Annotated in this window: 21 protein-coding genes, 1 pseudogene and 1 other annotated feature; of the genes and pseudogenes, 5 read left to right on the top strand and 17 right to left on the bottom strand. The window is 34.2% G+C overall.

Annotation, left to right across the window (positions count from 1 at the left end; all coding sequences use genetic code 11):
- Positions 1-40: 40 nt before the first annotated feature.
- From G7082_RS08085 to infC, 6 genes are all read right to left on the bottom strand, one after another.
- Positions 41-481 carry a hypothetical protein gene (locus G7082_RS08085; protein WP_166034603.1) on the bottom strand — a complete coding sequence of 147 codons (441 nt, stop codon included), beginning with the start codon at positions 479-481 and terminating at the stop codon, positions 41-43.
- A gap of 125 nt (positions 482-606) precedes the next feature.
- On the bottom strand, positions 607-1,524 hold the full coding sequence (locus G7082_RS08080; RefSeq protein ID WP_166034602.1) for an AEC family transporter: 918 nt from the start codon (positions 1,522-1,524) through the stop codon (positions 607-609).
- Between the two features lie 113 nt (positions 1,525-1,637).
- On the bottom strand, positions 1,638-2,030 hold the full coding sequence (locus G7082_RS08075; protein ID WP_166034601.1) for a tautomerase family protein: 393 nt from the start codon (positions 2,028-2,030) through the stop codon (positions 1,638-1,640).
- Positions 2,031-2,207: 177 nt separating this feature from the next.
- Positions 2,208-2,567 (bottom strand): 50S ribosomal protein L20, encoded by a 360-nt coding sequence (gene rplT / locus G7082_RS08070; protein WP_086951716.1) that lies wholly within the window; start codon positions 2,565-2,567, stop codon positions 2,208-2,210.
- A 63-nt stretch (positions 2,568-2,630) separates the two neighbouring features.
- Positions 2,631-2,831, bottom strand: a complete 201-nt coding sequence (gene rpmI / locus G7082_RS08065) for a 50S ribosomal protein L35 (protein WP_086951715.1) — start codon at positions 2,829-2,831, stop codon at positions 2,631-2,633.
- A gap of 24 nt (positions 2,832-2,855) precedes the next feature.
- The gene (infC, locus tag G7082_RS08060; RefSeq protein WP_166034600.1) at positions 2,856-3,377 is read right to left on the bottom strand and encodes a translation initiation factor IF-3; all 522 of its coding nucleotides are present in this window, start codon (positions 3,375-3,377) and stop codon (positions 2,856-2,858) included.
- Between the two features lie 22 nt (positions 3,378-3,399).
- Positions 3,400-3,542 (bottom strand) — a sequence feature (ribosomal protein L20 leader region).
- A gap of 116 nt (positions 3,543-3,658) precedes the next feature.
- On the opposite strand from infC, the gene G7082_RS08055 reads away from it, so the two are divergent.
- Positions 3,659-4,303: a pentapeptide repeat-containing protein gene (locus G7082_RS08055; RefSeq protein ID WP_166034599.1), complete on the top strand. Its 645-nt coding sequence runs from the start codon at positions 3,659-3,661 to the stop codon at positions 4,301-4,303.
- 20 nt (positions 4,304-4,323) lie between these two features.
- Here G7082_RS08055 and G7082_RS08050 read toward each other — a convergent pair whose 3' ends face one another.
- The 3 genes from G7082_RS08050 to G7082_RS08040 are packed head-to-tail and all read right to left on the bottom strand — an operon-like array spanning position 4,324 to position 5,532.
- Complete coding sequence (locus tag G7082_RS08050) at positions 4,324-4,836, bottom strand: DUF3278 domain-containing protein (RefSeq protein WP_166034598.1); 513 nt, start codon at positions 4,834-4,836, stop codon at positions 4,324-4,326.
- A 16-nt stretch (positions 4,837-4,852) separates the two neighbouring features.
- On the bottom strand, positions 4,853-5,341 hold the full coding sequence (locus tag G7082_RS08045; protein WP_166034597.1) for a DUF3278 domain-containing protein: 489 nt from the start codon (positions 5,339-5,341) through the stop codon (positions 4,853-4,855).
- Positions 5,341-5,532: a helix-turn-helix transcriptional regulator gene (locus tag G7082_RS08040; RefSeq protein ID WP_166034596.1), complete on the bottom strand. Its 192-nt coding sequence runs from the start codon at positions 5,530-5,532 to the stop codon at positions 5,341-5,343. Before G7082_RS08040 ends, G7082_RS08045 begins: the two co-directional genes overlap by 1 nt.
- 162 nt (positions 5,533-5,694) lie before the next feature.
- Between G7082_RS08040 and G7082_RS08035 the strand changes: the two genes are divergently transcribed.
- On the top strand, positions 5,695-6,489 hold the full coding sequence (locus tag G7082_RS08035; protein ID WP_166034595.1) for a hypothetical protein: 795 nt from the start codon (positions 5,695-5,697) through the stop codon (positions 6,487-6,489).
- A gap of 58 nt (positions 6,490-6,547) precedes the next feature.
- Here G7082_RS08035 and G7082_RS08030 read toward each other — a convergent pair whose 3' ends face one another.
- A complete protein-coding gene (locus G7082_RS08030; protein ID WP_166034594.1) occupies positions 6,548-9,652 on the bottom strand; it encodes a bifunctional metallophosphatase/5'-nucleotidase in 3,105 nt (1,034 codons plus the stop codon).
- Between the two features lie 223 nt (positions 9,653-9,875).
- Positions 9,876-10,865: a DhaKLM operon coactivator DhaQ gene (gene dhaQ, locus G7082_RS08025; RefSeq protein ID WP_166034593.1), complete on the bottom strand. Its 990-nt coding sequence runs from the start codon at positions 10,863-10,865 to the stop codon at positions 9,876-9,878.
- Between the two features lie 86 nt (positions 10,866-10,951).
- Here dhaQ and G7082_RS15225 point away from each other — a divergent pair.
- A pseudogene (locus tag G7082_RS15225) lies at positions 10,952-11,050 on the top strand (DUF3788 family protein); the annotation flags it as partial.
- Positions 11,051-11,120: 70 nt separating this feature from the next.
- Here the strand turns inward: G7082_RS15225 and G7082_RS08020 are convergent.
- The 4 genes from G7082_RS08020 to dhaK are packed head-to-tail and all read right to left on the bottom strand — an operon-like array spanning position 11,121 to position 14,232.
- The gene (locus tag G7082_RS08020) at positions 11,121-12,248 is read right to left on the bottom strand and encodes a glycerol dehydrogenase (protein ID WP_166034592.1); all 1,128 of its coding nucleotides are present in this window, start codon (positions 12,246-12,248) and stop codon (positions 11,121-11,123) included.
- A 33-nt stretch (positions 12,249-12,281) separates the two neighbouring features.
- On the bottom strand, positions 12,282-12,650 hold the full coding sequence (gene dhaM / locus G7082_RS08015; RefSeq protein ID WP_166034591.1) for a dihydroxyacetone kinase phosphoryl donor subunit DhaM: 369 nt from the start codon (positions 12,648-12,650) through the stop codon (positions 12,282-12,284).
- A gap of 2 nt (positions 12,651-12,652) precedes the next feature.
- Positions 12,653-13,231: a dihydroxyacetone kinase subunit DhaL gene (dhaL, locus tag G7082_RS08010; RefSeq protein ID WP_166034590.1), complete on the bottom strand. Its 579-nt coding sequence runs from the start codon at positions 13,229-13,231 to the stop codon at positions 12,653-12,655.
- A gap of 14 nt (positions 13,232-13,245) precedes the next feature.
- Positions 13,246-14,232, bottom strand: coding sequence for a dihydroxyacetone kinase subunit DhaK (dhaK, locus tag G7082_RS08005; protein WP_166034589.1), 987 nt, complete (start codon positions 14,230-14,232; stop codon positions 13,246-13,248).
- A 169-nt stretch (positions 14,233-14,401) separates the two neighbouring features.
- On the opposite strand from dhaK, the gene dhaS reads away from it, so the two are divergent.
- Positions 14,402-14,926: a dihydroxyacetone kinase transcriptional activator DhaS gene (gene dhaS, locus G7082_RS08000; RefSeq protein WP_166034588.1), complete on the top strand. Its 525-nt coding sequence runs from the start codon at positions 14,402-14,404 to the stop codon at positions 14,924-14,926.
- Positions 14,927-14,960: 34 nt separating this feature from the next.
- On the opposite strand, the gene G7082_RS07995 is transcribed toward dhaS, so the two are convergent.
- Both G7082_RS07995 and G7082_RS07990 read right to left on the bottom strand, forming a co-directional pair.
- The gene (locus tag G7082_RS07995; RefSeq protein ID WP_166034587.1) at positions 14,961-17,687 is read right to left on the bottom strand and encodes a YhgE/Pip domain-containing protein; all 2,727 of its coding nucleotides are present in this window, start codon (positions 17,685-17,687) and stop codon (positions 14,961-14,963) included.
- Between the two features lie 14 nt (positions 17,688-17,701).
- Complete coding sequence (locus G7082_RS07990) at positions 17,702-18,175, bottom strand: Rrf2 family transcriptional regulator (RefSeq protein ID WP_166034586.1); 474 nt, start codon at positions 18,173-18,175, stop codon at positions 17,702-17,704.
- A gap of 268 nt (positions 18,176-18,443) precedes the next feature.
- On the opposite strand from G7082_RS07990, the gene G7082_RS07985 reads away from it, so the two are divergent.
- The gene (locus G7082_RS07985; RefSeq protein WP_166034585.1) at positions 18,444-19,016 is read left to right on the top strand and encodes a hypothetical protein; all 573 of its coding nucleotides are present in this window, start codon (positions 18,444-18,446) and stop codon (positions 19,014-19,016) included.
- The last annotated feature ends 141 nt before the right edge of the window (positions 19,017-19,157 follow it).

Genomic DNA, 19,157 nt, shown 5'->3' with positions numbered 1-19,157 from the left:
ACTTGTAAGCAAAAAAAATAAACCCACACCAGGTTTATTTCTAACGACCACTCATATAAAAATTAACTTCATCCATCGTTAATCTTCTGACTTCAGTCTTTGGATATTCACAATATTTATCTGTTTTAAAAACAGGTGTTTTATTGCACTTTATTGTTTTATTACGCTTTAAATAATTAGTTAGTTCAAGTTTATTTCGAAATATTTTAAAAGTACTTCGATTTTTATCAGGCTTTAGTTCATAAATAGCACATGGCTCTTTTAAAACAAATTCAGCCGTTCTAAAATAAAGTTTAGCATCTTCTAAGGATTTGAAAGGGAAATTCCAACGATACAGCCCTCTCGTTTGATCTTTTTCAATACAAATACACCGATGGCAAGTTCCACAAACATACTGAGTGTGTTCACTTAAACATTCATAAGGTTTATACATTGGCGTAATTCGACTCTTCTCACTGTAACATTCTGGGCATGTGTTCATTTTAATCCCCTCCTTTTTTTGTTGAAGCTACTTTTTCTTCCTTAAGTATAACACGATTTTGAAATTGATTAAATCATAAAAAAAGTGTAAAAAACACATTTCAAAATGTATTTTTTACACTCATACTAGATCAACTGACTTAATGTAATCATCAAAGGAACAGTAATAAGACTAATTAAAGTTGATATAATTATATAGTTAGAAGCTAACTGACCTTTTCCTTGATACATCTGAGCAAAGACTGAATTTAATGAACCTGATGGCATAGCTGCTACTAAAACTAATAAAGCAAAGACCATCTCATTTGAGACGAATGGTTTGAAAATCAGCATGGCTAAAATAGGAATGCATACTAAACGAACGAGACAGAATAACAGGATATCTTTATTTTTAATTAGTTTCTTAAATGAGGTACCGTAAAACATCGCTCCATTAACAATCATCGCAAGAGGCGCTGTGAACGCTGCAATTGTTTTAACAGGTGTTCCTATAAATATCGGTAACTTGATATCTAAAAGAAAGAATAACATACCTAGAATCATACTTAAAATTGCAGGTGTCTTCATTACTTTTTTGAAGGACACAATCAACGTCCCAGAAAAAATAGACTCTCCCACACTAAATAAAAATAAATTAAAAATAGTATTAAATGAAACCAAAACAATTAAACCAATCTCACCATATAAGGAATCGACAATAGGAATCCCTATAAATAGTATATTCGAAAAAATACAACAAGCCCGCCAAGTCTCTTTATTTTCAGGATTTATTTTAAATAACTTCGCTAAAATGAAACTAAGAATAATTAAAAAAATAATTAAAATAAGTGCCACGAGTAAAGAATCTTTAATTAGTTTAAACTTTTCATCTGTGTAAGGTGTTTGGAAGCTATTAAAAATAGCGCACGTTAAAGCAAAATTAGAAAGAAAAAAGCCCGCCTCTTTTAACCCCTGTTCGCTTATTTTGCCGATTTTTGCTAAAAAATAACCAATAGCCAAATAAATAAACAACATCACATTTTGTTCCAAAATCAATGTAAACATAACCCATTCTCAACTTTCTTTTACTACTAATAAATAAGACGAATCTTCTAAACCTAAAAAGTTTTAAAATACTCGTATAAAAGACGAAGAAATAAGTCGAAAATCACAACCTCTTACGACAATTTTCCTGTCACAAATTGAGCTTCTCCATCTGCAAATGACCAGTCTTCATCTTGGTTTTCAAAGAAAGAGATTAAAACATCTTTTTTGTTTATATCCAGTTCAACATTTAATTCTTCTACCACTTGCTGATAAAATTTTAATTTCATCTGTTTTTCTCTTTTTCGGCTAAATATTTGAATGGCAATCATGTCTTTCGTTCGTGTAAACCCTAAACCTGTGTCTTCTAAAATCATTTCGTCTGACTTATGACGGGTTACGATTTGAAACCGATCTCCTTCTGGTATTTGAAAAGAACTTACTGCATTCTTATGAATAATTCCTAATAACTTTGATAGTTTTTCTTCTGTATAATGATCTAATACATCAATTTTAAATAAAGGCATACTTTCCCTCTTTCTTTTTGGTTAACTTTCGGTTATTTTATGAGTATGTTTATATCATATATTTCTAACTACCTTTTGTCAAATGATTGATTCATTCTAAAAATGAGTATATTGAGCAACTTTTCAAAAAAAAAAAAAAAAAACACTTCTCAAAAAGAGAAGTGTTCAATAATTAAATTATTTAGCTAATTCTGTTTTAGCTGTTTCAGCAAGAGCTGTGAAAGCTTCTGCATCATGGATAGCTAATTCAGATAACATTTTACGGTTGATGTCGATTTCAGCTAATTTTAAGCCGTGCATCATTTTGCTGTAGCTTAAACCGTTCATACGAGCGCCAGCGTTGATACGAGCAATCCATAATTTACGGAAGTTACGTTTAGTTTGTTTACGATCTCTAAAAGCATAAGTGTGAGATTTCATCACTTGTTCTTTTGCTGTTTTGAATAATGTGTGTTTTGAGCCATAGTAGCCTTTAGCTAACTTAAGCACTTTTTTACGACGTTGGCGAGTTACTGTTCCACCTTTTACACGTGCCATGATAATTCCTCCTTGGGGTTCTTAAATTTGTGATTTTTTAGTCATTATCAAAAACTAAAAAACTTATCTCATTCCTGTCAACATTTGACGGATACGTTTGTAATCGCCTTTTGATACCATTCTTGGACGACGTAATTGACGACGTTGTTTTTTAGTTTTACCGTGGAAACGGTGACTTGTAAACGCGCGATATCTTTTTAATCCGCCACCACCTGTACGTTTAACACGTTTAGCTAGTCCGCGGTGAGTTTTCATTTTTGGCATTTTGTTTTCCTCCTCAAATTCTTGTTACTTATCTGCTTTTGGTGCAAGTACTAGAAACATACTTCTACCATCCATTTTTGCTTTTTGCTCTACTGTCGCAATGTCAGCAGTTTCATCAGCTAAACGGTTCAAGACGTTCTGACCAATTTCTTTATGAGTAATCGCGCGACCTTTGAAACGGATAGAAGCTTTCACTTTATCACCTTTTTCAAGGAATTTACGAGCGTTACGAAGTTTTGTATTAAAATCATTCACGTCGATTGTTGGACTTAAACGTACTTCTTTAACATTGATTACTTTTTGTTTTTTACGGGCTTCACGTTCTTTTTTCTGTTGCTCAAAACGGAATTTACCGTGATCCATTACTTTTGCAACGGGTGGTTTTGCAGTGGGTGCTACTAAAACTAAGTCTAAGTTTGCACTCTCAGCAATTCTCAATGCTTCAACTTTACTTTTAACACCTAACTGTTCGCCGTCTGCCGAGATTAAACGTACTTCTTTTGCACGAATGCCGTCGTTTACCATAATATCTTTTGCTATGGTCATTCACCTCCATAATTTTTAGAGAAAAGACGAAAAAAAACGAGTCCTTTTAACATCTTAAAAGTCCCGCACCTAATAAATCGACCTTACCAAAATAAGGAAAATTTGACTATCTAGCCCAGTCATAAATATCACTCAGGCGAGAAGCGGGTGCTTCTTCTTAATTTCTCAACTTCATTAGTATATCTCATCACTATGAAAGTTGTCAACATTTTTCTTTATATATTTTCAAAAGTATTTGTGCTATGCTCCTAGTAAGAGATAAATAAGTTAGGAGTGACCTCATGCCCGAGTTTAAATTGGAACAACCTAGACTAAGTCAACATTTAGAAGAGATACTACCTGAATACCTAGAAGATGAGTTAATGATTCAACAAAATCTAATCAGAGAAGTTACGCTGTCCCATAGTTCTCACGCAAGTCTTGTGTTTGAAAAAAGTCATTTTTACAAAGTTGATTTTTCTAACAGTTTTTTTGAACGATTTGAATCCGTTGATTGTGTGTTTGAATCCTGTGATTTTTCAAACATCGAATGGATTGGTGCTTCTTTCCATCGCTGTATTTTTAAAAATTGCAAACTAACTGGGGCTAACTTTGCAGAGAGTCTGCTCCAAAACTGTCAGTTTCTTGATTGCAATATTCCCTATGCATCCTTTAATTTTACTCAATTAAAACGTGTTTATTTTTCTGAATGCCAACTTGATTATTCTGAGTTTAATGACGTTAAATGGCAGCATTTAGAAATGAGTCAATGTCATTTAAATAAATCAACTTGGATTAATACTATCCTGAATAAATTAAATCTATCTTCGTGCCTATTTGAAACCATTACCTTGTCTCCTGATCTAATTAGAGGCTTTATCGTTAATTACGAACAAGCCATCACAGTTGGACTAACTTTAGGACTTGTTTTAGATGAGCCTAGATAATAAATAAACCGACATCGCTATCAGCCATGTCGGTTTATTTTTGATCTTCGAGATCTTTTTAGTTGGTACAAACTAGCTATTGATATGCCTGACACAAAAATAATGCCGCTAATCAAACTACTTGCTAAGCGTTTCATTGAAAGCTCTTCTGGACTCATCACAAACATATAAGTTGTAAAAAAGACACCTGATAGAATCATTCTACGAAGCAAAGCTTTCTTCTCTCTTCTATAATCTATCTCCTCTTTATCATAATTACCTAACCCTAAATAATCGACTTGATAACCGATATAGCACATCGTGATAAAAATATTTAACATATTAATACTCAAATAACCCCAAAAAATTATTGCTGGATCAATGTACATTGCAAGTACTAAACACACCATCATTGAAATAAAGGACACTAACCACGTAAACATAAAGGCATTATTACCAATTCGGTTGATTTCAGATCGTTTGTATTCATCTATTACACCGGTAATCCCGTAAATATGCTTGATTAATCGGGTAATCATTTTTTCTTCCTTCATTATTCCTCCTCCAAACCTAATCGTCCTTAACTTTTTTTATATTCGCCACACCAATAGCATAAATCATCCCTCCAAAAAGGAATCCAACGGCTAAACAGATAATCGTCGACTTCATCGAAAAATTTTTTCCGATTAACTGGACACCTGAAAAAAATAAACTTCCTAAAATAGCATTTTTCTTCATTTTCTTTTTGATTGTAGTGACATCTTTTTCTTCCACCTCAATACTAGTTAACTCAGCACATTCAGCCTCGTACATAATATATAAACCAATGGCGATAATGACTAAAAAACTTGTACCAAGTAAAACCCACAAGACAATCTCAGGATTAAAATTTAAGACAGCAATCATCGCAATCATGTTCGCTATTAGAAAATAGCCCCATAAAAACATAAAGGCATTATTACCAATTCGGTTTATTTCAGATCGTTTATATTCATCTAAAACGCCATTTATACCATAAACTCTTTTAATCAAACGAACCCCTAATTTTTCCTTCTCCATTATGACTCCTCCCAAAATAAACTATTTAAATCTGACTCTAATTCTTTGGCTAGCTTAATGCATAAGTCCAGGGATGGATTGTATTTTCCATTCTCGATTAAGTTAATCGTCTGCCTTGCCACGCCTACTCGCTTCGCTAATTCTAACTGTGATATTTTTTTCTCTGTTCGAAATTTCTTTATTCTATTCATGATGTCCTCTTTAAAATGTCATATATATATTACATAACAAGCGTACGCCTATTTCAACTAGATGTCAATTATATATGACACTTTTTATTCTAAGCATCTCTCTAGCCAGATGTTTAATTTTCAGATTATAATAAAAGAAATCAACCTTTGGAGGTAACCCGCATGACATTAAAGACAGAAGTCATCTTTTCAAAAAAGAAAACAAGCATCCGCTCGATTGATCATTCACTAGAAATCCAAATAAAACAAACTAAATCCTTACCAAAAAAACTCAGCGACAAAGCTATCTATCTAGTATTTAATGAAAGAAAGCTACAATTTATCGGAACAGTTCAAAAAATCACCAGCCTTGATCAACCAATATTCACTCAATTCGTTGAACTTAATTTTGATGTGGATACTGATTTAATTTATATGGAACGATTGCTTGTGAATCACGCTCTTGAAACAGGTGTATTATTAGTCGATTCTGAGGAAATCACTGTTCCCGAAAATATCACAAATCAACTCAATGAACTAAAAACGAATACTCTGCTTATTCTTGATAGTATGGGTTACTCATTTAAAAAAGAAGAAACAAAGAAAGGAAAACCTGGGAAAGCACGCCATAAATGGACCAAGGAAGTCAGTGAGAAAGAATTTTATATTGATACAAGAGGCAGTAAAGCATGTGTCATGTGGATTAAACGAAATCAAATGCTCATAAAAAAAGGGGCTACCATGATGAAAGAAGCACCCCTTAATAAAGACGGTTCTGTTGGCTTTTCTGCTAAAATGGGGGATAAAATAAGAACAGATCATAAAGATCAATTTGAAAATTTCACGACAACTGAGGATATTATTTTGAAAAGCGTGAATGAGGTGGGGCTTTTCCTTTATTTTGCAGGAACCAATAGTTGGCTTGAGATGATTGATGATGAAGGTAAGACGTTAAACGCGTGGACGGTTGCGGAATAAAAAAACTTCATGAAACAAAAATCTAAAACGATTTTTGTTCATGAAGTTTTTTAGTGTTTTATTTTACAGCGTTTTTATTGACATAACCATGCCATTTGCCATCTGCATCAAATAAAGAATAATAAGTTGAACCATTGTAATGGTTGTATTGTCCACGAGCCGTGAATGTTTCGCCCATCATTTTATCAGTTCTATTCATTTCTTTCCAACCAAAGTTCGCCCATGTACTATAGCCTTTTTTAGCAATTGTTACTTTTTTGCCATAGTTAATATAAGCGCCTTGTGCTCCGTCTCCAACTTTAACTGCATTAGCATTGATGTATCCTTGCCACTCACCTTTATTGTTATATAGTGAATAATAAGTTGCTCCATTAATATGTTGGTAACGACCTTTTGCTTGGAACGTTTGATTCATTAATTTTTTACTTGTATTGCGTCTCTTCCAATTGAAGTTTGACCATACATCGTAGTTATCTTTAGAAATTGTTACATAACTTCCGTCAGTAATATACGCACCTTGAGGGCCATCCGCAAATTTCACAGCATTTTTATTTACATAACCATGCCATTTTCCATTACCATCATATAATGATAAGTATGTCGCACCATTAGCATGTTTGTAATGACCTTTTGCTTGATATGTTTGACCAACTAATTTGTCAGTTGTATTTCTTTCTTGCCAATCAAAGTTTGACCATGTGCTATAACCTGTACGGTTAATTGTTACATAGCGACCATCTCTAACATATGGTCCTTGTGGATCTTTAACAAGTTCAGTTGCATTTTCATTGATATATCCTTGCCATTTACCTTTGTTATCATAAAGTGATAAGTAAGTTGCCCCATTTTCATGGTTGTATTTACCACGTGCAGTAAATACTTCGTTTAAAACATTATTAGATTTATTTCTTTCTTGCCAATCAAAGTTTGACCATAAACTATAGTTTTTCTTCACAACTTTAACGTATTTTCCATACTCGATATATGGACCTTGTGGGAGTTCTACAAAGATAGGCCCTTCTAGTCTTGTTTGACCTAAAGCCACATGGAAATTAACAGTCTTTTCACTAACCTTTTCAGTTAACTGAACTTCAAATTTACCATCTTTATCCGCTTGCCCTCGACCTATAATAGTATTGTCAACTTTCCCAAATGCTACGAAAGCATCTGGTGCTGAAACACCTGTAATAACAGTATCACCTTTTTTAATTGGGTTAACTTTAGTTACTTCTTTAAGCTCATCTGCAGACATCACATATTTTGATTTACGATCTACTTTTGGTGCTTCAATTAATTCTTTTTTAGCTGTTTTAGCTTCAAAATAATTAACAAATGTATTTGTGTCAGTATCCATAGCTGTCACTAATTCACCATTAGTAAAAGCTTTGAATCCATCTCCACCACCAAATAAGAAATCATTGATGATTACATTATAGTGTTTTTCATCAGATAATAACATTCCATCAATATCAGATCTTACATTTTCAACTTTAAATGAGCCGTCGCCAGTTTTAGCTGTTCCACTATAGTCATATTTTAAACCTGAAACTTGTAACGTATAACCTGTTTTACCATTGTTATATTGTTGGTTTAAAGCTTCTTTAATATCTTTACCTGTCATATCTACAACTTGTAGGATATTACCAAATGGTTGAACTGTTTGAGCAGCTCCCCATGTAATATTGCCTTCTTTATCTAATAATAAATCAGCACGGATACCACCTGAGTTAGTCATTGCAAAGTCAGCCTTAACCGGGTTACCCTTAGCATCTTTTAAATCAGAGTTGTTTGCCATGTACAATTGACCATCTGTAATCAAGTTACCTAATTCAGACTCATCATGCTCATTTGTATTACGAGTAATCATCGGTTTACCATCTACTACAGAGACTTTATTCAAATCAGCTTTAGCAATCGAAGCATTCGTCACTGGTTTAATAATTTCTGAAGCTTCATCTACAATTTCTTGTACTTTTCCATCTGGTGTAATTTTACTGCCATCAGTTGGAATAATTTCTGCTTTTGGTGTTTCTTTAAAACCTTTAGTTGTTGGATCTAATTCGCCTTGTAAATCAATATACGCTTTTCCTTGAGATGTACTTTGAACCACACGGACATCTTTTTTACCTTCGCGTTTAATCAAACCATTAGTATATTGGTGATTATGACCTGCAAAAACAACGTCTACTCCATTCTCAGGATCTAATTGGTCAACAGTTTTCATCATGTCTACAACTTCACCTTGAACGATGTCATCTTTACTTGTTGCTGCAACGTGTGAGACTACTACAACAGCGTTAACGCCTTGCTCTTCACGTAATTCTTTTGTATATTTAGCAACAGCTTCACCTTCGTCAATCACATTGAAATCTTTTGTGTGCTCTGCTAAAACTAAGTTAGGAAATTCTTTGGTTACTACACCAATATAACCAACTTTTACTGCTTCAGTTCCTTCACCATATGTTTTAACAATATACGGTGGTAAGTCGTAAGGTTTTCCGCCTACTTCACCTTGTGGTCCAGCAGTTTTATTAGTAATATTAGCAATTGCTATTTGTTGTGTACTTTTTTCTCTTGGATAACCATTAATAGCTTGCCATAAATCATCGCTAATACTTCCCATTGCTTCTCTTGTTGGTTGTTCACCTTTAAGAATACGGACATATTCACCTAAGCCTTTATCAAATTCATGATTTCCTAATGTCCCAATGGTAAAATTCATTTCATTAAAGACACGCATTGTTGGTTCATCTCTTAAAAGAGCTGAATTGGCAGGACTTGCCCCAACTAAATCCCCTGCTTGAACACGTTCTGTATAAGTTGACTCAGTTTTTGTTTTAAAATCGTTTTGCGCTTGATCTAAATAAGCAGCTAAAACTGATGCTTTACCAACATTTGTAAATTTACCGTTTTCTAGATAAGCTGTTCCTGTTGTATTTAAAGCACCATGGAAATCATTAACACCTAACATTTGAACAGGAATATTCTTCTTGTCACCAGCTTCTTTTTTCTCTGATTCTTTGCTTTCTTTTGTTGCCTCTGTTATTTGTACCCCGTTACTTGAACTACTTGTGGCTGCCTCTTCAGCAATTGCATGTGTTGCTGATAGTGTTAGCGGACATAATAATGATAGTGCAATAAATAATGAACTTTTACTCTTCAATCTATTTCTCCTCCTTATTAATAAATAGTGTAATCGTTATCATTTTACCCTTAAACTTAAAACTATTCAAGCTGATTTTAGATTAAAAAAACATATTTTATCTAAATGATTCTTCGCTAAAAAAATACTGAATAGTAAATAACTAAACTTCTTTGACAGTTATTTTATAAACAAATTAAAAAAAGTACTTTTCACTATAATTACTAGTAAAAAGTACTTTTATTTACCACGCAAACGCATCTGTTTCTTTCTCCAAATATTTCAACCAAGCTTCTTCTTTTATTTCTAAAAAAGTAAGTGATATACCTGCCATATTAGTTGAAGTCATAAAGTTACCACTTTTTTGAAACACAACCTCGATATCTTCTAGTTGCAATAAACGTTTCACGTCATTCGCAAAGATATATTGTTCCATAATCGTCGTTGCACCTAATCCATTGACCATGACTGCAAATTGGTTGGTATGATTGTGATCATATTGAATCAACAATTTATTAATCAATTCGTTAGCCAAATATTCTGATGAATAGAAGGGCTCTTCTCGGTAGCCAGATTCCCCGTGAATCCCTATTCCGTAAGAAATCTGTCCTTTTTCTAACACAAAAACAGGCTCTTCACTGCCCATTTCTTTCCCACTAGCTAAGGCAACTCCCAGTGTGTTAGTTGCTAAAATAACAGCTTCCCCTAATTTTTTCAACTCTTCTAAGGACATACCTTCTCTAGCTGCCGCACCTAAAATTTTATGCACAAAAATAGTTCCAGCAACCCCGCGACGACGCTTTTTGTAACTACCTTCTTCAATGGAACAATCGTCATTCACAATCACATGGTCCACTAGTAATCCTTCTTTTTTAGCAAGTTTCTCAGCCTCTAAAAAATTAGTAACATCTGCTTCAAAATTTTTAATAATCAACAAAACACCTTGCGCGCCAGCTACTTCTTTAATGGCTGCTAAAATATCACTAGTCTTTGGTGGTATAAATATCGGGCCACTAACACTGGCACTTAGCATACCATCTCCCACATAACCAAAGTGAGCTGGCTCATGACCACTACCTCCACCACTAATTAAAGCAACTTGTTCTGTTTCAATTGATTTTTTTTTGATAATTCCTGTGTCTTTTATTCTCACTAATTTCTCTTGATGGATAAATGCCACACCGTTAAGCACCTGAGAAACAGTATCTTTTGGTTTATTAATTATTTGAGTCATAACTCCTCTGCCTCCACATTAAACTTTATTTAGTGTAACATAAACCAACCAATTTCAATAGATTAAAAAAGGAGCAGAGGTTGTGACAGAAGTGTTCAGCTTCAAGAAATAAGAAGGAAATCACGAAAATTGCTTTTCAAATTTTTGTGATTTTCGGCTTATTTCCGCAGAAGCTACTTCTGTGACACCGTTTTGTTTGTAAAAGAGGGACTGTGACTTACTTATGTCACAGTCCCTCGCCCCCTAAACAAGTCTTTATTTATTTTTATAGTCGCGACCAATTTTGTCTGCGGCAATAATTGCTTGAGCCACTTCTTCCACAACGATTGGGAATGGCATTGAGTGAATTGATTCTTCAGGAATACATGCCTTTTCAGCAACTTCCATTGCTTCTTCAAAGGTAATAGATTCTACACCGATATCAGCTAAACAAACTGGTAAACCAATTGATAAACTGAAATCTAAAACTTCATGTAATTCTTCAACCGATGCATTTTCTAAGACTAATTGGCAAATCACACTGAAGGCTACTTTTTCACCGTGGAAATAATGGTGAGTTCCTTCTAAAGCTGTTAATCCGTCATGAATGGCATGGATCGCTGCTAAACCACTACTTTCAAATCCTAAACCTGATAGTAAAATGTTTGTTTCAACAATGTTTTCTAACGCTGGTGTTACCACATTGTTATCACAAGCGATCTTAGCATTATAACCATTTTCTAGTAATGTTTCATAACAAACTTTTGCTAATGTATAAGCTGCAATAGTATTTTTAGCTGGCAATGTTTCTTTTGTTTGATAGCCATTCGGAAGACCTGCATTAACATTTGAGAAAGAACGAGATGTAGCGCGAGCTTCAAATAATGTTGATAACGCATCTCCCATACCAGCTACTAAGAAACGAGTTGGGGCATTGGCAATGATTTTTGTATCAACCATAACCACGCTTGGGCTTTGTTTGAAGTAAGCATAATCGTCAAACTCTCCGTCTTCAGTGTAAAGAACCGCTGAATGTGATGTTGGTGCATCTGTTGCAGCAATTGTCGGTACGATGATTAAAGCTTCACCTTCTGCCACACATTTAGATGTATCGATGGCTTTACCACCACCAAGACCAATCACGCAGTCTGTTTGTTTTTCTTTAGCTACTGCTTGAAGTCTTGCTACTTCTTGGCGAGAACATTCACCGTTAAAGTGACTTGCGACAATTTCAATACCAAATTTTTCAGCTGTTTCATCTAATTGTTTTTGCACACGGTTAATATCATCTTGGTGAGCAATTAAAAGAGCTGATTTACCAAATGTTTTAACAAAATAACCTAAGTTTAAAATTTCATCTTCACCTTGTACGTATTTAGTTGGACAAATAAATGCTTTTCTCATGACTGACACTCTCCTAGTTTCTTTAATCTATTTTTATTTGATTTTTAATGGGGATAATTGTTCTTCAATAGCTGATAAATCAGCTCCGGCTTGGATTAATGCGGCGGCAGTATAACTGCTTTCTAAAAGGGCTGTATCGTATAACATCACTTCCTTATCTGTCATCTCCATTGCCATTTCTAGATTCATTTTGGCACTACCTAAATCGTAAAATGCCATGATTTGATCTGCCTCATTTTCTTCAAAGGCTGCGAGGATTTTTTCAAAACTTGTTCCAACGCCGTTATCTTCCGTTCCACCAGCAACTGTTACTGAAACATCTTTTGCTACTTCATTAATCAGACGTTTCACTCCGATGACTACATCAGATACGTGGGAAACCATTACTATTCCTAAAGTCATTATTATTTCACCCCTGCTTTAATCATTGTTTCAAATAGGTAAGCACTAGACATTGAACCTGGATCAATATGACCAAGTGAACGCTCACCTAAGTAAGAAGCGCGACCTTTTGATGCTTTAATATCTTTCGTTGCTTCTGAAAAGCTTTGAACTTTTTCAATTGTTAATTCATTATTTTTTAGCCCTTCAATTGTTGGTGCCCACGTATCTACCATTGTTTTTTCACCAATTTCGGCTTTACCACGTTTTTGGATATCAGCTAAACCAGCTTCTAAAATCTCTACCAAATCTTCAGTTTTCATTGAAGCTTTTGTCATACCCATAAAAGCAGAACCATATAGTGGACCTGATGCCCCGCCGACTTTACTAATTAAAGTCATGGCTGATAATTTCAATGTATCTGTGACTGTCTCTGGATTTTTTTCTTCGATAGCTTTCATCATCTCAGTTGTTCCACGAGCCATGTTTGCTCCGTGATCTCCGTCACCAATTGGCGTATCTAAATCACTTAAATATTGTTTGTTTTCAACCACTTTATCTGTAAACAGTTGTAACCACTGTTTTAATTGTTCGTTTGTCATTATATTTCCTCCTCTTACCAAGCAATCGTTGTAACTGGGAAGTTTAATTGCTCTGTCCATTCGTCTTCTAATTTAATCATTGTTAATGAAAGACCTGACATATCAATCGCTGTCATTAAGTCGCCCACTTTTTTGAATTCAATGGTTAAGCCTTCTTCAGCTAACAACTCTTTCACATCATTGATGAAAACAAATTGTTCCATTAATGGGGTGCTACCTAAGCCATTTACTAAGACACCGAATTTGTCGCCTGTATTCCAGTTGAATTCAGCTTTTAATTTAGCGACTAATTCTTTAGCTAAGCCTTTTGAAGGTTGTAATTTTTCTTTACGATAACCAGGTTCGCCGTGAATTCCCACACCATATTCAATTTCATCATCTTCTAAAACAAAGCCAGGTTTTCCAACAGCTGGAACTGTTGCGCCTGTTAAAGCTAAACCAATTGTTTTAATGTTTGGGACTAATTTATCGGCAATTTCTTTGATTTCTGCTAATGATTTACCTTGTTCAGCGTAAGCACCTAAAATTTTGTGAACCAAAACTGTTCCAGCAACACCGCGACGACCAGCTGTATACGTGCTATCTTCAACAGCAATATCATCATCTACGATAATTGTTTCAACTTCAATATCTTCCATCTCAGCCATGTCTTTTGCCATTTCAAAGTTCATCACGTCACCAGAGTAATTTTTAATGATTAATAAAACGCCACTACCAGTATCTGCTGCTTTAATTCCTTCAAGCACTTGATCAGGAGTTGGAGAAGTGAAGACTTCACCACAAACAGCTGCACTTAACATCCCGCGACCAACAAATCCTGCATGAGAAGGTTCGTGTCCACTACCACCACCACTGACTAAACCAACTTTACCTGCTTCTTTATCTTTTTTCACAATGACATCGGTTTCATTAACGCGTTCAACTAAATCACTATACGCATAAGTTAAGCCTTCAAGCATTTGATTTAAAATCTCTTCTGGTTGGTTAATTATTTTTTTCATTATTGGTTCTTCCTTTCTTTGGTAACGTTCTCATCTATATTTATAGTATAAGATGAAACCCCTTTCTATGTAATGGACAGATTTTAAAATGTGTCCGCTTTATTTTTTTGTTTGTCATTTATCATTTTCCTTGTTATTCTATGTAGGAATAGTAAAAGGATGTGAATGTATGGTATCAAATGGGTCGTTAATCACCAAAAAAGTCATTGCCTATTCTTTTAAAGATTTAATGAAGACTAAAGACTTTCAAAAAATTTCGATTAAAGAGATTATGAGTCATGCTGATTACCGTAGGCAGACTTTTTATGACCATTTTTTAGATAAATACGAGCTTTTAGAATGGTGCTATCAACAAGATATCAAAGAAGTCACTGAACATCTTTTACAATACGAGCATTGGCAGAAAATCATCCTACGCCTTTTAGCTTATCTAAAGAAAAATAAATTGTTTTATCAAAAAATCTTATTGCTCTCAGAACCAATTCATTTTGAAGCTTACTTTGTTAGTCAAATCGAATTAATCTTAAACAATATTGAAGAACATACGCCAACTGATACAATTAAATTTCTTTCCTTTGGTGTATCAGGTTATATTAAAGAATGGCTGATGACAGACTGTATTCAAGATGAAGCTGAACTTGCTGTTTCTCTTAATAAGATGATATTATCCCTTTTAGAAGGCGAAAAAAAATGAGTTGAACACCATTTATGGCGTTCAACTCATTTTTTTAATGTAATATCCGTCCTTTAGCTAAGTTCTCATTCACTTTTCTAAATAAACGATCTGCTTTTGGATAAAGTAGGTAACCTGCGATAAAGAAGCCGATTGTTACTCCCACTAATATCGAAATAGCTTTGGCTGCAGATGGCCAGTAGATACCACCCACTGATTCACGGAGTAGATTCACCGCATGAGTAAATGGAATATAAGGATGTATCGCTCTAAAGAACGGTCCTGACATCTCAATTGGGAAGTTACCCCCACCAGCTGAAATGGAAAGCACCAAGATGATAATCGCAATCCCTTTACCGAGATTATCAAACAAGGCGACGAGCACATAGACCATCATCATGAAAGCAAAATCAATGAGTAAGGCAAACAACATGTTCCAAACTGGATGTTTTGTATACGCACCTAGTAACCACTGATTTCCTAACACTACGATGAATGCTTGGAATAAACCAACGGTTAAGTAAGTCATCATTCGACCTAAGAATTGCTCACGTTTTGTATATTTTTTCTTTTGTTCTTCATCTAAATGGAATTTAGTAGAAGCAATACTTGAAAACAGAACGGCACCGACCCATAAACAAAGAGCTGTATAGAATGGTGTACTTGCTGATCCGTAATTAGGAACAGGATACACATCTGTTTGTTTTAGTTTCACTGGACTTGAGATAAAGCTACTTTCTTTATTCGCGTCGTTTTTAAGATACTTAATCACTTCTTCAAGGTTCACATCTTTTTGACCTTCACGAATTAGTTTACTTGCTTTACCAATGCTGTCTTTAATTTTCGGCCAGTCGTTGTTAATCAAATCAACACCTGAAGCCAAAGCACTTTCTAATTTCGGTGCTTTTTCATTCACCATCTTCATGGTTTTTTGGACATCTGATTCAATACCAGGTAAATCTTTCTGGATGAAGTCTGATGCTTTATTTAATTTATTTTTAAGAACAGGGAAATCATTTTTAAAGAAAGCTGCCCCGTCATTGATTCCTCCAACAATTAGATCCATATTACCATTTAAGAGTTCATTTGCTGCATGGATTTCTTCTTTAATCGCTGGTAATTCTTTTTGATAAGATTCTAGGAAACCAATCGCTTGCGTAATTGTTTTTGATGTACTTGTCATTAAGCCATCTAAACGATTAATTAAGTCATCTGAAATCACTGAATTGGTAATGTTACCCGCTTTAGTTAAAACATCTTGCGCGTCTTTGATTAAAGCATTCACATCAGCTTGAATCGCGTTCACATCAATACTACTTACAATATTATTAATATTCACTGCTTCATTTCTAATATCATTTAAGGCTTGTTTTAATTGTGCTGGACTTTCTGCTAAAGTATCGAAATTAGCAATCACATTGTCCACTCTGTTTTTAGCGCCATCTACTGCTGTTTTAGCTGATTGTAACTTAGCAATTACACCATCTAAGTTATTAGAACCTGTTAATCCTTGTAGGTTTTGAAGTAACTCGATAATGCCTTGAATCATTTCGCTTTGTCCACCTAAGCGGCTAGATAAAGACTCTAAATCTGCTTTTAACTGTGCTTTTTCATTTGCTGAGAGTTCGTTATCGCCAATGATTTTTATTAAACCATCTGTAATCACGATTGTCTCACTAGATACGACTTGAACAATGGTAATCCCTGAATTCACACCACTTGCGATATTAGGTAGCGCCTCTTGAACTTTCGTTAAACTATTTTTAACTTCAGGAATCATTGTGTTTGCTGTTTTAGCAAGCTCGCCTACTTCTGGTAGAACTTTTTGAGCGTCTGAAATAATTCCTAAGCCTTTTTTGGCTTCATTAATCGCATCATCCATCATTTGAACCACTTGATCAAAATCTTGATCGACTTGATTAATTTGACGACCAGCGTCTTTTATTTGGGGAATTTTATCTTGAGCTTGATACACCATGCCACCATATTTTTCAATCTCTGGCATTTTTTCATTTAATGTAATAACTTTTTTGGTCATTTCATTAAATTCTGGAATCAACCCAACAAATTCGTTGGCTTGATTTAATTTACCTTTTAATTCAGGCATTTTTTTATTTAAATCGACAACTTCTTGAGCGTAACCATCAATCTCATCTAAGTGGTCGTCAATTTCTAAAATCTTCGTCGTCATCTTTCTAATAGAAGGAAGATTACTATCTAAGTCAAAACCAATTTCATTTAAAATCTCCATTAAGGTTTTACTCACCGTTGTAACAAATTCATCGGAAATCGTATCTTTAATGGTTCCAGCACCTTTATCTGAGATCTTAGGCGCAATGGCATTAATCTTTTGGTTCACACTGTAATCAATTTCAGGGTGCTTAATATCCCCGCTGACAAAACTGACTAAGTTTTCGGAAAAATTCTTAGGTAAATAAATTCCTGCATAATACTTACCACTTTCCACACCTTTATCTAACTCTTCTTTGGATTTCACAAATTGCCAACCCATATTTTTGTTATCTTTTAGGTTATCCACAATTTTGTCACCAATATTGACTTTTTCTCCCATAACTTCAGCAGTTTTATCATCTGAATAAATTGCTATTTTGATGTCGCTCGTATTTGAATACGGATCCCACAGTGCGGCAATATTAAACCACGCATACAGTGACGGGATAAACATTAACGCAATGATTAATACAAAGGTTAACTTGTTCTTATAGATTCTTGTCCAATCTAAACGATATAACTCTAATACATTCTTTATTCTTCTTTTCATTATTTTATCCCACCTTACACGTTTTGATTCCAATCTTTTCTAGGAATTTCTCCATAATGTTCGAAAACATCTGTTAGTACTGCTTGAATTGTAACTTGTCTCAGCTCTTCATTCCAAGCACTATCTGCCTGCGTAAAAACTTGGGTGATTTTTTCATTTCCGTTTTGAGCAATCTCATTAAAATCAAAGAACGCTCGCTCTAAAACACCAATATGTGGAAATGAATGAAGAGGGCCTTCAATCGCTTCAACAATATCTAATAAAGAAATCTCGTTCAAGTCTCTTTCTATATAAAAACCACCGTTGTTTCCTGAAACGCCTTCTATCAATTTAGAAACGACTAATTTTCTTAATAATTTTTTGACATAAGACTGAGAAACCGATAGCTTTTGATAAATTGCTTGGGAAGAAGCCGGAACATCTTCATCTTGTGTTGCTAAGATGGCCATGATTGCTAATGCTTGTTCAGTTGCATTTGTTAGTTTCATGAAAGTTTCATTCCTTTCTCTACTTCAAATAGCTATTATAGACTTTTTTTATCCACAAAGCAATTGATTTAACTTGAAAAAATGACTTGTTTAAAAACAGAAGTTTGAAAAAAGATTTTCCGTCAAATTGGTATTGCTATAAAACACATGATATACTTTTATTATATATACTTTGTTTGAAAACAGAAGTTTTTGGTATAGATTGAATGTAAAGTTTATTTTTACACAAAACAACAACTTTATGAACACATCTAAAAGGAGGTTTCTCATGAAAAAAGAATATTGTGATGGTTTGTTTTTTTCAATTCTATTGCTTATAGTGATTTTGTTTCAATTTTTTACTAATCCTGAGTTTAATATTTTAGGAGATTTACAGATTTTCTTACCAATTTTATTTGTTAGTTTTTTTGAGTACAAATCAAATTTTCCTAACTGGAGCATTTTTCTTATATTATTTCTGACTTGGTTTGTGTCGATGAGCTTTAGCGATCCTGCTTCAATGGTAGATTGGACTAGTTACTTATTAACAGGCATTTTCTCACTCTTCTTTTCTGGACTATTCACTCTTATTATTGCTTACGGAAGAAAGAACAAACCGCAAAATGACAGACTTTTTAATTGGATCAGAACCAAACTACCAAACGCTTCCAATCTCATTTTATTTTTATCTGAAGCCGTTCTATTGATGATTATTTTAGTTTCCGTTACGTTTCTTTTCACTCAAGAGTTTAATTGGCTTATTATTCTTCTTTGGTTTATTTTTAGTACGTATTCATCTGGTTCCGACCTTTATTTCTATAAAACAAAAAAATCCAAACAAAAAAGAAAGTTAAAGCGATGATATGCTTTAACTTTCTTTTTTGTTACTCGGAGCTAAACGTCTTTTTCACCACGCCTTAGTCCGGAATAAAAAATCTGCTCCTTCGGTAACTTCAGAAAACTCAATCAATCCAAAGAGCGGATTGTTTGAGTTTTCTTCCAG

The organism is Vagococcus hydrophili (genome assembly GCF_011304195.1).
Lineage (GTDB): Bacteria > Bacillota > Bacilli > Lactobacillales > Vagococcaceae > Vagococcus > Vagococcus hydrophili.
Note: the sequence above shows the minus strand (reverse complement) of the source record. Positions and strands in the feature narration are given on the sequence as shown.